Raw genomic sequence first — 13,682 nt, 5'->3', positions numbered from 1 at the left:
TGTTGACGCTGAAATACCTAAAAGAGGAAAAAACACCGTATCAACTTCCAGAAGCACACCGCAACAAACCCAAACCTATCGCCTATCTCATCCTCGGCATCAGTCGGACGCTTTCAACCGCGAAACACGTCGGACGCTTTAAACACCTCACCCTCTTCCTCATCGCCTATATGATATACAACGACGGGATTCACACCGTTACCAGCATGGCGACCATTTACGGCACTGAAGAGTTAAAACTCACAACCACGGCACTGATGGTGACGCTCCTACTTGTTCAAGTGGTTGCAATAGCGGGCGCGTTGATCTTCAGTCGACTCGCAAACCGTATTGGTGCTAAGCGCTCCGTAATGTTCGCTTTAGTTCTGTGGAGTGGCGTTGTTACTTATGGCTATTTCATTCATACCGCAACAGAATTCTTTATTTTGGGAATGATTGTCGGGATCGTCCTCGGCGGAACGCAGGCGTTGAGTCGTTCCTTCTACGGCGCGATGATTCCCGAACAGGCAAGCGCAGAGTTTTACGGATTCTATTCTGTCTTCAGTAAGTTTTCCTCAATTTGGGGACCCCTAACGTTCGGTGTTATCGAACAGATCACCGGCAGTGCTCGTCTTGCCATCATTTCATTGATGATTTTCTTTATTGTTGGATTGGTGCTGTTACGGTTCGTCGATGAAACAAAGGCGAAAGCGGATAGGGATAAGTTTGCATTCTAACAGGTTTGGAACCCCGCCAGCACGCCGCTGTGCCTCATATTTTCCGTAAGTCCTACTTTTTATACTAAACTTTGGACAATTTGACGATTTTAAGATAGCCCTAAGGTTTCTGGTTGGACGTTATCTTTCGTAGCGTAGGAGACCGTTGGTTTCCTGTGTGCCTCTGTAGCATAGAAACCCCTTTGCATCGGAGCCGATCCTTGACGCGCTGGGGTGATTTTTCTCTAAATTCCTTAAAAATTCTGCAAGACACCCTTAACTTTTTCCGTTTCATCTCTATAATTAAGACAACGGGTATTTTCTGGATGATGAATTGTTATTTTTAACGTTCGTAAAAAAAGGAGAAAACAGATGGCAACAACAATTCGCCTGAAGGGTGGCGTTGTAATTTTAGAACCGAATGGAAAGATAATTGGAACCGCAGTATCCGAATTGCGAGAGAAACTCGCTGCGCAGTTAGATGCCTCCAATGCAGCATGTATTCTCATCAATTTCGAGCATGTTAACCAGATGGACAGCTCCGGACTCGGCATGCTGATCAATACACGCGCCGTCGCAGCGCGGAAGAAAAGCCGCATCGGGATTATCAATGTTGAGAAAAAAATCAGCAACTTGCTCGTCCTAACCCGCCTCATTAGCCTCTTTGAACATTTTGATACAGAGGCGGCTGCAGTTGCGGCATTCAACCGTGAGCAGCGGAGTTTTCCTATGGAACTCAAGAAATCAACGCTTTGAGATTCTTAAACCTGATTTAACTGCCAACACTCCCGTGACGACCACAATAATTTCTCAAAGGAGACTAAAAGATGAAATCTACGAAACATCGCCAAGTGCTACGCATGCACCTTTTAGCCATATTTGGATTATCCATAATATGTGGGTGTTCGGTATTGGGGTCGAAAAAAATTCAACGTCCCCAAGTTCCGCCCGATTTTCCCTTTCCTGTCGTTTGGCTGCAACCAAAAGAAAAAGCCGTGCGTATTAATGAGTTGACCCAGCGAGAATTGTGGGGGCTCGTTATCGTTAAGAAATGGAATGAAGGCGACCGTGATTTTGTTGGGACTTCCATGGATATGGATACTGGGAAAGTCTATTTGTACTATCCGAATGTTGTTTATGTCAAATGGGAAGATACCCAACTGCCTGATGGCACACGCACTAAATATGTATCTGAGATTTCAGGAGCTGATAACACAATTAGAGACCAAGTCAGTGACGGAATACTTCCCCCAGGCGTACTGGTATTAGACATGGAAGACATGGACTCTTCGGGCATAGATCCGTATGAATACCTATCAGACTGAACTGTTAAACCAAACAATAGTTTCTGAAAGGAGCAGTTAAAAATGAAAGGCGTTACTTCGTGCTTCCTTTTTTATCTCTTATGCTTTCTGAGTTTGCTCACATTCTTCGGTTGTAGCAATACCGAAGAAGATACAGAAAAAGCGTCCGGTTTGATGGCAGAACGACCTGAACCTGAAAAGACTGACGATATCTATATTCCAGACAAGTGGTATAAGACGAGAGACCCCCTCTTACGCAATGACTATTTTCTCGCTGTACTTATTAAACAATTTGGAGATATTCCAGAAGTTCACGCCATCGCAGAATATCAGCGGAAAAGAATACAAGGGTTGCATGTCACCGCTGAGGCGTATAACGCCTATCTCGATGCACAGAAGCGTCTCTGGCCGGATCGGGAAACGCCTCAAAAACTTGGCGTTCTGGAGGAAACCAATGATCCAGAAGAGTATGCCAGACTTTTTCGTGAACAACTCATTGAACAGTTTGGAGATGTTCCGGAGATTGACATCATCGTAAAAGTTGAGAAGAAAGTGAAGGCAGGTGAAAGTATACCACTGGATGAATTCGTCGATTATGCGCACGCTCTGTTCCATCGCTTTCCAAGTGAACAAACACTGCGTCAGTTCCAAGAAACTTTAGCAGAGCAAGAGAAAGTAAATAACTTGGATGATAAGTGATGATAAGTAGTTGAGGGACGCTCTATAAGAAAAGGGACGACATGAAGTCGTCCCTTCCTGCGTTATTCTAACCCAAGTTGCTACTAACAAATTTTGAACATTTCACTGAAGAGTCTTTGGCATTTCCTCACCCCAGAGGGGTGATATGTCTATAGGATTAATTCGCTAATTCAAAAATAATTGGTATTTCAAGTCGCAAACTATTCCCCTCTTGTTCTTCAGGAAAAGGTGGGTAAGGCACAGCGTTTTGGACTGCGGCGATGGCTGCGTTATCAAGTGCTTTCTCGCCAGAAGAATCCGTGACGACTGGATTCTGAATGGTTCCATCTTTGAAAAGCGTGAACCGAACTGTCGTTGTCGTGCCATCGTCAAGATTCCGCACGCGTGGCGGGAAACGTTGGACCTCTTTGATCCGGTCCCGAACGGCTTTTAGGAAATTGTTAAACGACTGTTTTGCCTCACCTAAGTTGACTGAGGCGAGTTCTAAGTTACCCGGATCGTTGAATTCCGTTTGTGCAAGATTTGTTCCCATATCCATTCTCGACACTAAGCTGGTGCTTTCAAACTTCGGCACCTCAAACTTCGGCATCGTTGTAACAATATTTGCCTGTTGTCGCGTCGTTCTGAACAGATTTTTACCGATGCCAGCGACACTCGGTGCCATCACCGGACGTGTAGGCACATCGCTCGTCGGCAGCGTGAAGCGCGCGTTGCCCATCGGGATTTTAGCACTCGTTGTGACAGCCTGTCCCTTCGGGGCTTGAATCTTAGAAAATTTCGGTTTTGTCGGTTTTCGTGTTGTACGAGGCGGTGTACGACGTTTCGGCTGTGGTTTTGATGCCTCCAAGACAACGCTATCTACTTTGTCGTGGTATTTCTCTAACACTGTTTTCCGAATAAAGTAAATACCGCCAACGATAATCCCGATAACGTGCAATCCGATTGCAAAACCCCAGGCGATCCGGATCGCTTTCCTTTTCCGTTTTTGGGCGGCTTCTCGATTCTGCCGTTGAACGTCGGCAATCGTCATCATATTTTTTTCTCCCGTTCCTTTCAGCACTCTATAAGTGTGCCATGTCAGTAATGCTAATTCCCCCAGGCCGGTAGGTGCGGTTTCCTAACCGCACCATAAGCGTCAATTTTAGAAAAAACAACCGTCTCAGCCCCAGGGCCGGTAGGTTCGGTTTCCTAACCGAACCGGATTCTACGCGAAAACCTTGAAGACTTCAAAAACCCTCTTCAGTCCTGTAAGGACGCAATGTTTATAGCAGCATGTCTGGGCAAAGATCCAAGCCCTGTAAGGGCGGCATGTGTAGAGACATTGCTACAAAATGCTATGGAAACTCCCTAAATTGACACCTATGGTGCGGTTTCCTAACCGCACCGGACTTCGCTATATCGGTAATTAGTCTTTGTAACTCAGTAACTTATATTTCTCGTTTTTAACAACTACCGAACCGAGAATCTTCAATTCCCGTTTTTCGCCAGCGGCGTTCTGTAAAGTCAGAACGGTTCCACGCAAAAGTTGGAATCCGTCGTAAGTTTCGGAGGGTCGATCAAAGCGGATACCCACGAACTTCAGGTTATATCCACCATAGCGGGCGATCCACTTTTTCATACCTGTATTACATTTCTTGTTCATATTTGACCAAGCAAAATCACCCGGAAAGTTACTTGGCGGACGACTCGCAGGAAACGCCGGCCAAACCCAATTGAGGAATTCTTCGCGCTGCACACGCAAGCGATTCAAGTGCTCAATATCTTTGCGGTTAAGGGCATCAACGACTGCCAGGCCGAGTTGGTCTGGCGAGTGTAGGGGTTGGGTTACCCAACCCCTACGATCCGGTTTCTCACAGCCTACCGAACTGCTGTAAATCAGCAAGATGGCTAAAAGCATGTAAGATGTGCGAACAGTGAGTTCACTACTTCTGCGCACTCGTTGTCCATCCTGTTGTCCAGTTATTGGACGGGCTCACACCACCAATGAAGTCAGCGGGGTCAAAAAAGCCATCAGCAGGTGGTGGTGCCGGAGACACCGCATTCGCACCCGCACCGGGCGTGAAGTTCGGTGTACGCTTGTTGAACGGATCCGCCAAGCCTGGATCAGTTTCTTTGTTACCGTTTTTCGAGGCAAAAGCGGCTTCATCAAATCCGTCGTCATCCTTTTCGTCTCCGAAATTGCCTTTTCCATTTTCAAAGAAAATGCTGTTCTTGACAACCAACTTACCACTGTTTGCTTGGGCATGTGTCGCTTCGTTATTGATATCAAGTCCGACTTTGTTAAATCCGGTGACGATGAAGTTGGCATACATACCAGCCGCCCCTTCACGAATCAGCATACCGTTATCGCTTTCTGGACCGGACGGATCACCGACGAGCGTTACGTTGAAGATCGTCGCAGCGGAACGCGGGGTTGCTTCGTTATCTTTACTGCTGTTATCAACTTCAAAGCCGTTATCCGCGTCATCACCATACTGTTGAGCGACCCAGAATTGTCCTTTACCTGTCCAACCGTCTGTCCAGTCAAAGGAATCGTCGCGTGCACCCGTCACGAGGACGTATTTTAGGTTGACGGTGCCACCGAACATCTCAATGCCATCATCTTGGTTCATGTGTACTTGGACGTATTCTACAATCGTACCGGATCCAACACCTTGGAAGGAGATGCCGTTCAATTCGTTATCCGGGCTTAATTCGATACCGGCATACTGAATACGAACGTAACGGAGTATACCGCTGCTGTCAGACGGGTTATTTCCGCCGAACGCGCCTGTGTCGCCTTCACCGAAAGTTACACCTTGGTTCGTGGGGGCATTCCCGTTGATAATTAAGCCACCCCACTGTCCACGTGCCCGGGAACCTTCAAAGGCATCACTTGACATAACGATCGGATCAGATTCTGTTCCTTCTGCCATAATCTTGGAGCCTTGGGCGATAATGAGCGTGCCGTTAGTTGCCTGCTCGCCGTAAATTTTGACACCCGGCTCAATGCTTAATATCGCGCCATCTTTGACAAACACTGCGCCTCGTAACAGGTACTCGTAGGTTTCAGAAAGGTGCCATGTTGGACTATCTGATTCGCTCAAAAGTGAACGTAACTGGCGTTCATAAGACAACTGATTCAGGTCACCGTTCAATTCCTGACGCGTATACGCAGTGAGATTTTCATCTTTGAGGCTAAGTCTGATGTCCTCAATGCGTTCACTGAGTTCACTGTCGTTCCTCGCTGTGAGGTTACCCTGCAAAACGACCACTTGGTGTCCGTCAACATCAAGAACTGCTTCTTCAAGGATAACTGCTTCTTCCATTTCATCGCTGCCACAACCGACAAAAATCAACGCAATACCAACCGCAAAAATCGCCATTAACAAGAACAACCAACTCTGATATACACCCCGCGCGCCAGTGGATGCAGGGGCACCCGCAATGTTTAACATTAACTAATCCAGCTTCCTATCCATTTTTTTCTACGCCCAACCGATCCTACGGATAGGCATTTATAGTTGCGACGCTACGATGCACATCGCTATTAACTTTAAGTCGCCGTTTGAACTTCTTTCATAATTAAGGATACCGATAAATTGTTGCAAGAAAATGACAATATTATGATTTTTTGGTGCTTTTCAGATTTTTTTCTCATCGCTAACTGCTGACTGCTCATGGCTAATTCCCACTACAAATTGTAGCTGATCCCAAACGAGAATGATCTACCGAGCCTGTACTCAAGATAGGTTGCTTCTCCTATCTTGTAATGGACGTAGGGGTCAAGCAGGTTTTTCGCCGAAATGCTGAATTTGAAATGATTTGCAACCGTCCGACTGAAACTCACATCCAATTGCCCACGGGGTTGCTCATACACATCTGGCGCTCCGTGATTCCCCACCTCAGAGAGCCTACGTCCAAAGATGTTATACGCAACCGCACTTGAAATACCCCAGTTCGGATCTTCAAAACCGATCGAGATGTTGACAATGTAAGGACACTGTCCTTGTAGTGGACGCTCCGAAGAAGTCTGGATGCCGATATCCTCTGGTAAAACTACATGTGAGGAAATCAGCGCAGCGTTAGTATTAACCGAGAACTTGTGTAAGGCATCTGTGAGAACGCCTAAATTCTGACGTGCTTCTAACTCCAAGCCGTAATTGTGTGCACTTTCGGCGTTTTCGTAAGTGATTCGGACTTCTGCTTGTGGTTGGACAATCTGCTCAATCGGTTTTTGGAATTGCTTGTAGAACGCACTTACCGCCAAAATTCCGCCTATCTGTGGAAAAATTTCCCATCGGAAATCGAAATTATTGATCTGCGTCCGCTCCAAATCAGGATTGCCGAGAATCGTTCTGCCACCCACGAAGTCTGTAAATTCAAAAGGGGCGAGTTCCCGGAAATCGGGGCGTGTAATTGTTCGAGATGCCGCGAGGCGCAGATTCATCCGCTCTGTTAGGCGATACGTTACATTCAACCCCGGCAGCCAATCGAGAGTTTCAAGGCTCGCTATAAGTGGTCTTACTGCGGCAGCGAATGGATCGTAGGTGGTTACCTTTTGAGCGGAAGATTCCAATCGGACCCCGCTCATCACCTGCCATTTGGCGGAAAGCGGCAAATCCAGCATCATGTAACCCGAATAAATATTGTGATCCGCCAAATAGTTATCCGTAGAACGTGTCGATTCTCGCAACTCAAAAACACGTGGGGCGATATTTTCGGTTTGGAACAGTATTTCAGGTTGGTCGGAGAGATTGACCGTAGCATCTACTTGGTCAGCAGGCAAGAATCTAAATCTGCGCACATCGAATGTCCTTGCTCTATCTCGGAGCAAACCGCCAAATTTGAAGAGGCCCTCTGTGCCGATCCGGACTTTCCAATCGACGCGGGCGTTGTATTCATCGTCCTCAAGATCAAAGAAAAATCGGCTTCCGCTTTGCGTGACATCACGGAATACGAATGTGCCATCACCTCTGTCTTCGTAGATGTTCTCGCGCGTGTCGGGTTCATCGCGTGCCGCACGTGAATACGTAAGCCGCCACTCCATAGAGAGATTCGGTGCTTCCAGTGTTTCTAACGCAGGCTCAGGTTCACCGAAGTTGAAATCATGCGTACCTGCCAACTGTCCGGAGAACAGTTGACGTTCGACGTATCGGAGGCGCGCACTTCGCATATCTGTGTTTCTGTCAGCATTGAAGCCTTCCCAGGTTCGGATTTCATCTTCAGCGGTGTGTGTGAAAAGTGACCGTAGATTGATCTGGTGTTGCGGTGAGAACCGGAGACTGGTGTTTAGAACGGTACCCCATTCTACTTCGTTACCACTGCGTTCGACGTCGTACGAGGTTACAGGTGAAAGGGTCTCATTCAGACCGATGCGGAAGGCGTTGCGAACCTGGGTGCCGTAACTGTGGCTGTTGCCGTAGGAGATGACCCCTAAGTAACCGAACTCTTTACCGAAAACGGTGTTGCTATTTCCAAGGCTAAATTTATAACCGTGATTGACCGGCAGAGATTCCCGCTCTGGCGACCAAACATTCTCAAACGATTGTCCAAACGCCTGAATCTCTTCAGGCGTAAAGCCAGCGGGTGTAAAACGTCCACGCTCCCGGATAGGCACATCCGCTGCCGCCTCTCGAATGATGCTCGGTAGCTCACGCGAACCGTCGTCAAATCCCAAAAAGTCAAAATCTCCACCCGGATAAGTCAAGCCTTCTTCCCCGGTTGTTTGTGTGTTGAAACCCGTTGACGTGGATAAGGACATCGTCAACTCTTCCGGGAAGTCTTTGGTAAAAACTTGGACGGAACCACCAGCGAAACCACCCGGTTGGTCAGGCGAGAAGGTCTTTACTGTCTGTAGACTCGCCAGGAGACTTGCCGGGAAAATATCCATAGGTACAACCCGTCTGTTTGGCTCAGGACTCGGAATTTCGACATTATTGAGAAGTGTGTTACTGTAACGTTCTCCCAATCCACGCACAAATACATAACGTCCACCAACAATGCTGATACCCGTCACCCGTTTAATAGCCTCACCCGCAGACGATGCAGGGAGTCGGCTCATTTCTTCCGTACTGATACTGTCTTCAATTCGGGAACTGCGCATCCGTTGTTCAAGCAATCCGCGCTCGCTCGCCTGGCTTAACTGAACCGGCATCTTAATCGCATCCAGTTTCACCACTTGTGCAACCAAGGGTACGCGAAGCCGTTCCGCGATCTCTCCTGCTTTTACTTCAAAATCAGTGATAACATAGGTGTTATAGAACGACGCGCTTGCATGGATTTTATAAGTACCGATCGGTAATTCCAGCGAAAACGCACCTGTTTCGTCAGTCTTTACACGGATCTGGGTATCAGTAACCCGAATTGTTACATCTGGCAGCGGGACCTCCGTATCGCTATCTACAACAATACCTGTTATTTTCATGAGTTGTGGCGTTTCGTGGTTATCAGCACTTACTTCGCAGAATGTGAGTGCTATGCCAACTAACAAAAACAACAAACCGATACGCAGTCGTCCACCGAAGGGTGGCGCTTGCAAATCCATATTAAGAAGTCCTCTCATTTTATATTTTTATCCCTTTAGGCAAACTTGAAATCCTCGTATAATTTTTTAAAGTGCAAGAGATGTTCCGCCAACATTTCTGTTCCCAATACTATTCCAACGGCAAAAATTGTAATCTCTGAATGCAACAAAAATGTGTGTTTTTTTTGTCAAAAAGTAGAAAAAGTTGTCAGTTATCAGTACGATTTTCTCTCACTGCGAGGCATGAAAAATCTTTCAGGACTCAGTTAGCATATTGTGGCAGTTACCTTTATGGTTACAGCCACAACATACCTCTTAACTGATAACTGAAAGCGCAGCGTACTGATAACTGATAACTATTATCCTTGATATTTTCTCTGCTAAGTCCTATAATAATTAGCGGATATTATTCGGTTGTGTGGAGGGTAAAGCAGTGATAGGCGAGCTGCTTCGGAAAAGCATTCATTTATCAGGACTCACCCTACCGGTTATCTATCTCTTCTTGGATAAACCGACTATGTTAGTTTTAATGGGGATACTGACTGGCTTTGCGCTTGCCGTCGAATTAGTGAAATGGGGATCTCCACATTTCGGCAAGTTTTTTTCCCGAATTTTCAAACCCATCCTCCGTAGACATGAACGCAAAGGGGCTGTGACAGGCGCGACCTACTATCTTATCAGTGCGTTCCTGTGTATTTTCTTATTTGCTAAGACGCTTGCTATTGTCTGTATCTTTTTTATGGTATTAGGAGATATGGCAGCCGCACTCGTGGGCAAAAAGTGGGGGCGGACGAAACTTCTCGGCAGGAAGAGTTTAGAGGGGAGCGCCGCCTGTTTCATTGTTTGCGCCGCAATTGCTTTGGTTAAGTTCAACCCTGTTATAGCAATCGTGGGTGCCTTGGTCGCTACAATTGTCGAACTCATTCCCGTCCCGGTTGATGACAATCTCACGGTGCCGCTGATTTCCGGGGCAGTCATGCACTTTTTGATCTACTTTCTAATGTAGAATAGTTATCAGTTGTCAGACCGATTTTTTCTGCGAAAAAATCCTTCAGTTTGCTTCGCAGCGAGAAAAAGAGACTTTAGGATCATCAAAAACCTCTTTTAACTGACAACTGATAACTGACAACTAATATATTATGGCCCATATCAAACTTGAAAACGTTGTAAAACGTTTCGGCGATGTCGTCGCTGTCAAAGACTTTAACCTCGAAGTTGAGGACAAAGAGTTCGTCGTTTTTCTCGGTCCCTCTGGCTGTGGTAAAACGACAACGCTCCGTCTCATTGCAGGCTTAGAGAATCCCGAAGAAGGCGACATCTTCATTGACGGACAGCGGGTCAACGATCTTTCGCCTGCTGACCGAGACATCGCTTTTGTCTTTCAATTCTACGCCCTCTATCCGCACCTGAGCGTCTACGATAACATCGCTTTTCCACTCAAAGCGGTGAATATCTCAAAATCGGAGATTGATGCCGAAGTCAAGCGAGTTGCCAAAATCCTACAAATAGCTGACATGTTAGATAGGAAACCCAGCGTTCTTAGCGGGGGTGAGATGCAACGCGTCGCGCTCGGACGCGCGATGGTCCGTCAACCCAAGGTTTACCTGCTTGATGAACCTATGGCGAATTTAGACGCAAAGATGCGCGTTGACACGCGCGCCGAAATCAAACGACTCCAACATGAAATCGGCGCGACGACCATCTTTGTGACGCATGACCAAGTTGAAGCAATGTCACTTGCAGACAGAATCGCTGTGATCCATCAAGGACTCCTACAACAGATCGGTACTCCGCATGAAATTTACAATAAACCTCAGAGCCTCTTCGTTGCTGGATTTATGGGTATGCCTACCATGAACCTCCTTGACGCTGAACTCACCCTCAACGAAGCGGAATCTGTGCTACATCTCAGTCACACCGATGTTGATCTTCGCCTCTCACCAGAACGGCAGACGACGATCACTTCAGACGCGCAAAAAAACGGTTTGGTGTTTGGTATTCGTCCTGAGCATATCACAGCGCGGAGTCAACCCAATGAACAGCGTATTTCTGCGCAGGTACATCTCGTTGAACCGCTCGGGGCAGTCAATATTCTTGACATCCGGCTCGGCACGCATTCAGAGACGCAGGACCCTATCTTACTTCGGGTCAGAGCACATCCAACGTTTCGGGTTACGGTAGGCGATACTATCTGGTTAGATTTTGATGAAGCAGAAATGCATCTCTTTGACCGAGAGACAGAACAAGCAATCTGGTGATTATACTCACCTAACCCAAGTTGCTATCAACGGATTTTGAGCATTGTAACGCGGTTTTTCCGACACTTTCTTCACCCCGTAGGGGTGTTATGTCTATAGAAACAGCATATTTAAGCCGCCGCACTCCGTAGGAGTGCTATGTAGATAAATAGGTGGCAACTTGCGTTAACCTAAGTTGCCACCTATGTAGCATAAACTTCCAGTTTGTGCTACAAAATATGAGCAAATCAAAGAATTTACGCAAAAAGGATGGAAAGCGATAAGATGAAGATACCGTGTCGTTTAGCAGCTTTCGACTTAGATGGAACGCTGCTAAGCAGTGATCATAAATTATCACCAAAAAACCGCGACGCACTCCAAGCACTCGCGGCAAACGATATACTCGTGGTATTAGTTTCTGGAAGGATGCACCGTTCTATCCAACCGATTAGCGATCAGATCGGACTCGAAAATCCTATTATCTCTTATAACGGGGGGATGGTACGACATGCCACAACCGCTGAGGTCTATCATCACACGCCTGTTCCATCAGATTACGCCATGGCGGTTGTCAATCACTGTATCGAGCAAGGGTTACATCTCAATTTCTGCCTGAACGATGAACTTTATGTCGCCGAGCGGAATGCATGGAGCGACCTTTATGAAGCACGAACAGGGGTTCCGGCTACAGCTGTCGGAGACCTACGCGAGTTAGCTGGTGAAACGCCAACGAAGCTCCTTATTATCCATACGCCTGAAAAATTGCAACCACTCTTAATGAGTTTTCAAACCGATTACGCTGAGAAGCTTTATGTTACGCAGACCCAAGCAGAATATATTGAATTTATGAATCCGGAAGTTACTAAAGGGCGCGCACTGACAGCACTCGCCAACCGGTTCAACATCCCGTTAAATGCGGTTGTTGCTTTTGGCGATAGCTATAACGATGAAAGTCTGCTCAAAACAGCCGGTTTCGCGGTAGCGATGGAAAACGCAGTCCCGCCGATCCGTGCTTGTGCCGACTTCATCACAACGACGAATGACGATAATGGGGTGGCAAAAGCGATTTCGGAATTGATTCTTTGACGCAGGAAACCCCTACTGTTCGTAGATCCGCTTTCAAGACGCATAAATCTTTCACTCATCGATTATTGTCTCATGTTCGTTTCGTGGAATTTCGTATAAGGAAAATCCGCGACAAGGATGTAGGAATTCCCCTCCTGTTTCAAGTCCATCTTAACAGAGTTGGCTGAAAATTCAAAGTACTTTGCCAGCACCTCTGCTAATTCATGATGTAACCTGGTCATAACCCGGTCATCAACATCAAACCTGTCTTGGGTGATGACCAGTTTCAGGCGCTGTTTCGCTATACTGCTCGATTTCGGTTTGCGCCCGAATAGTTGTCTTATGCTGATATTCATCAGAAAACTCCTTATCTCTTTCTCGTGAACCAGTTTAAAATATTATTCAATATGCCCTTCTGCTCAAAATTATGAATCGGGATGCGCTGCCCAGTCAGGCGTCGCGCAATACGCATATACGCCTGAGCACCGGGGGAACCGTCTTCATAGACGAGCGGAATGCCGCGGTTTGTAGAGGTGATTACACCGCTGTCTTCTGGAACAACACCGATGAGCTCAATATTCAGGATATCCAATACGTCGGCTTGATCCATCATGCTCCCATTCCCTACAAGCTGTGGTGAGAACCGATTTAAAACGAGATTGATCGGTTCAATTCTCGCATTTTGCAGCAATCCGATAATCCTGTCAGCATCCCGAATAGCGGAGACATCTGGTGTTGTAACAACGATGGCTTCGTCGGCACCGGCGGAAGCGTTGCTGAAACCGCGTTCAATGCCAGCGGGCGAGTCAACCAGAACGAAATCGTGCGTCGTCCGCAACTTATCACAAATCGCTTTCATCTGCTCTGGCTGAATATCGTCTTTGTTGTTTTTCTGCGATGCCGCAAGCAACATCAGACCATCAACACGCCGATCCCTAACGAGTGCTTTACTGAGTTCACACTGTTTCTCAATGACATCCATTGAGGTATAAACAATCCTGCTCTCAAGCCCCATCACGATATCGAGATTCCGAAGCCCCACATCTGCATCAACAACGGCGACGGTTCTACCCAGAAGTGCCAGGGCTGTCCCTAAGTTGGCTGTAGAGGTTGTTTTGCCGACACCTCCCTTTCCTGATGTCACTACGATTACTTTTCCCATAACCGGAACCTCCTC

Annotated in this window: 13 protein-coding genes; 7 read left to right on the top strand and 6 right to left on the bottom strand. The window is 46.9% G+C overall.

Annotated features, from left to right (window positions below):
• From OXH00_10865 to OXH00_10850, 4 genes are all read left to right on the top strand, one after another.
• Positions 1 to 716, top strand: a 716-nt coding sequence (locus OXH00_10865; protein ID MCY3741512.1) for an MFS transporter, incomplete at its 5' end; no start/stop codon positions are given.
• A 351-nt stretch (positions 717 to 1,067) separates the two neighbouring features.
• Complete coding sequence (locus tag OXH00_10860) at positions 1,068 to 1,451, top strand: STAS domain-containing protein (protein ID MCY3741511.1); 384 nt, start codon at positions 1,068 to 1,070, stop codon at positions 1,449 to 1,451.
• Between the two features lie 71 nt (positions 1,452 to 1,522).
• Positions 1,523 to 2,020 (top strand): hypothetical protein, encoded by a 498-nt coding sequence (locus OXH00_10855; GenBank protein ID MCY3741510.1) that lies wholly within the window; start codon positions 1,523 to 1,525, stop codon positions 2,018 to 2,020.
• A gap of 42 nt (positions 2,021 to 2,062) precedes the next feature.
• Positions 2,063 to 2,698, top strand: a complete 636-nt coding sequence (locus tag OXH00_10850; GenBank protein MCY3741509.1) for a hypothetical protein — start codon at positions 2,063 to 2,065, stop codon at positions 2,696 to 2,698.
• Positions 2,699 to 2,855: 157 nt separating this feature from the next.
• On the opposite strand, the gene OXH00_10845 is transcribed toward OXH00_10850, so the two are convergent.
• The 4 genes from OXH00_10845 to OXH00_10830 all read right to left on the bottom strand — a co-directional run bounded on the left by OXH00_10845 (position 2,856) and on the right by OXH00_10830 (position 9,224).
• Positions 2,856 to 3,731, bottom strand: a complete 876-nt coding sequence (locus OXH00_10845; protein ID MCY3741508.1) for an energy transducer TonB — start codon at positions 3,729 to 3,731, stop codon at positions 2,856 to 2,858.
• 372 nt (positions 3,732 to 4,103) lie between these two features.
• The gene (locus tag OXH00_10840) at positions 4,104 to 4,634 is read right to left on the bottom strand and encodes a hypothetical protein (GenBank protein MCY3741507.1); all 531 of its coding nucleotides are present in this window, start codon (positions 4,632 to 4,634) and stop codon (positions 4,104 to 4,106) included.
• Positions 4,621 to 6,135 (bottom strand): hypothetical protein, encoded by a 1,515-nt coding sequence (locus OXH00_10835; GenBank protein MCY3741506.1) that lies wholly within the window; start codon positions 6,133 to 6,135, stop codon positions 4,621 to 4,623. Before OXH00_10835 ends, OXH00_10840 begins: the two co-directional genes overlap by 14 nt.
• A gap of 236 nt (positions 6,136 to 6,371) precedes the next feature.
• On the bottom strand, positions 6,372 to 9,224 hold the full coding sequence (locus OXH00_10830) for a TonB-dependent receptor (protein MCY3741505.1): 2,853 nt from the start codon (positions 9,222 to 9,224) through the stop codon (positions 6,372 to 6,374).
• A gap of 397 nt (positions 9,225 to 9,621) precedes the next feature.
• Between OXH00_10830 and OXH00_10825 the strand changes: the two genes are divergently transcribed.
• From OXH00_10825 to OXH00_10815, 3 genes are all read left to right on the top strand, one after another.
• On the top strand, positions 9,622 to 10,209 hold the full coding sequence (locus OXH00_10825; GenBank protein MCY3741504.1) for an SEC59/DGK1/VTE5 family protein: 588 nt from the start codon (positions 9,622 to 9,624) through the stop codon (positions 10,207 to 10,209).
• A 133-nt stretch (positions 10,210 to 10,342) separates the two neighbouring features.
• On the top strand, positions 10,343 to 11,461 hold the full coding sequence (locus OXH00_10820) for an ABC transporter ATP-binding protein (protein MCY3741503.1): 1,119 nt from the start codon (positions 10,343 to 10,345) through the stop codon (positions 11,459 to 11,461).
• 264 nt (positions 11,462 to 11,725) lie between these two features.
• Entirely contained in the window at positions 11,726 to 12,526 is an 801-nt protein-coding gene (locus OXH00_10815; protein ID MCY3741502.1) for a Cof-type HAD-IIB family hydrolase, read from the top strand.
• Positions 12,527 to 12,588: 62 nt separating this feature from the next.
• Here OXH00_10815 and minE read toward each other — a convergent pair whose 3' ends face one another.
• Both minE and minD read right to left on the bottom strand, forming a co-directional pair.
• Positions 12,589 to 12,861, bottom strand: coding sequence for a cell division topological specificity factor MinE (gene minE / locus OXH00_10810; protein MCY3741501.1), 273 nt, complete (start codon positions 12,859 to 12,861; stop codon positions 12,589 to 12,591).
• A gap of 11 nt (positions 12,862 to 12,872) precedes the next feature.
• Entirely contained in the window at positions 12,873 to 13,667 is a 795-nt protein-coding gene (gene minD, locus OXH00_10805) for a septum site-determining protein MinD (protein MCY3741500.1), read from the bottom strand.
• Positions 13,668 to 13,682 lie beyond the last annotated feature (15 nt).

This window comes from Candidatus Poribacteria bacterium (genome assembly GCA_026706025.1).
Taxonomy (GTDB): domain Bacteria; phylum Poribacteria; class WGA-4E; order WGA-4E; family WGA-3G; genus WGA-3G.
Note: the sequence above shows the minus strand (reverse complement) of the source record. Positions and strands in the feature narration are given on the sequence as shown.

Bases quoted from the DNA above. Each gene is read 5' to 3' on its own strand.
- OXH00_10850 (MCY3741509.1), top strand. From the start codon at position 2,063: ATGAAAGGCGTTACTTCGTGCTTCCTTTTTTATCTCTTATGCTTTCTG.
- OXH00_10855 (MCY3741510.1), top strand. From the start codon at position 1,523: ATGAAATCTACGAAACATCGCCAAGTGCTACGCATGCACCTTTTAGCC.
- OXH00_10815 (MCY3741502.1), top strand. From the start codon at position 11,726: ATGAAGATACCGTGTCGTTTAGCAGCTTTCGACTTAGATGGAACGCTG.
- OXH00_10835 (MCY3741506.1), bottom strand. From the start codon at position 6,135: ATGTTAAACATTGCGGGTGCCCCTGCATCCACTGGCGCGCGGGGTGTA.
- minD (MCY3741500.1), bottom strand. From the start codon at position 13,667: ATGGGAAAAGTAATCGTAGTGACATCAGGAAAGGGAGGTGTCGGCAAA.
- OXH00_10860 (MCY3741511.1), top strand. From the start codon at position 1,068: ATGGCAACAACAATTCGCCTGAAGGGTGGCGTTGTAATTTTAGAACCG.
- OXH00_10820 (MCY3741503.1), top strand. From the start codon at position 10,343: ATGGCCCATATCAAACTTGAAAACGTTGTAAAACGTTTCGGCGATGTC.
- OXH00_10845 (MCY3741508.1), bottom strand. From the start codon at position 3,731: ATGATGACGATTGCCGACGTTCAACGGCAGAATCGAGAAGCCGCCCAA.
- OXH00_10830 (MCY3741505.1), bottom strand. From the start codon at position 9,224: ATGGATTTGCAAGCGCCACCCTTCGGTGGACGACTGCGTATCGGTTTG.
- minE (MCY3741501.1), bottom strand. From the start codon at position 12,861: ATGAATATCAGCATAAGACAACTATTCGGGCGCAAACCGAAATCGAGC.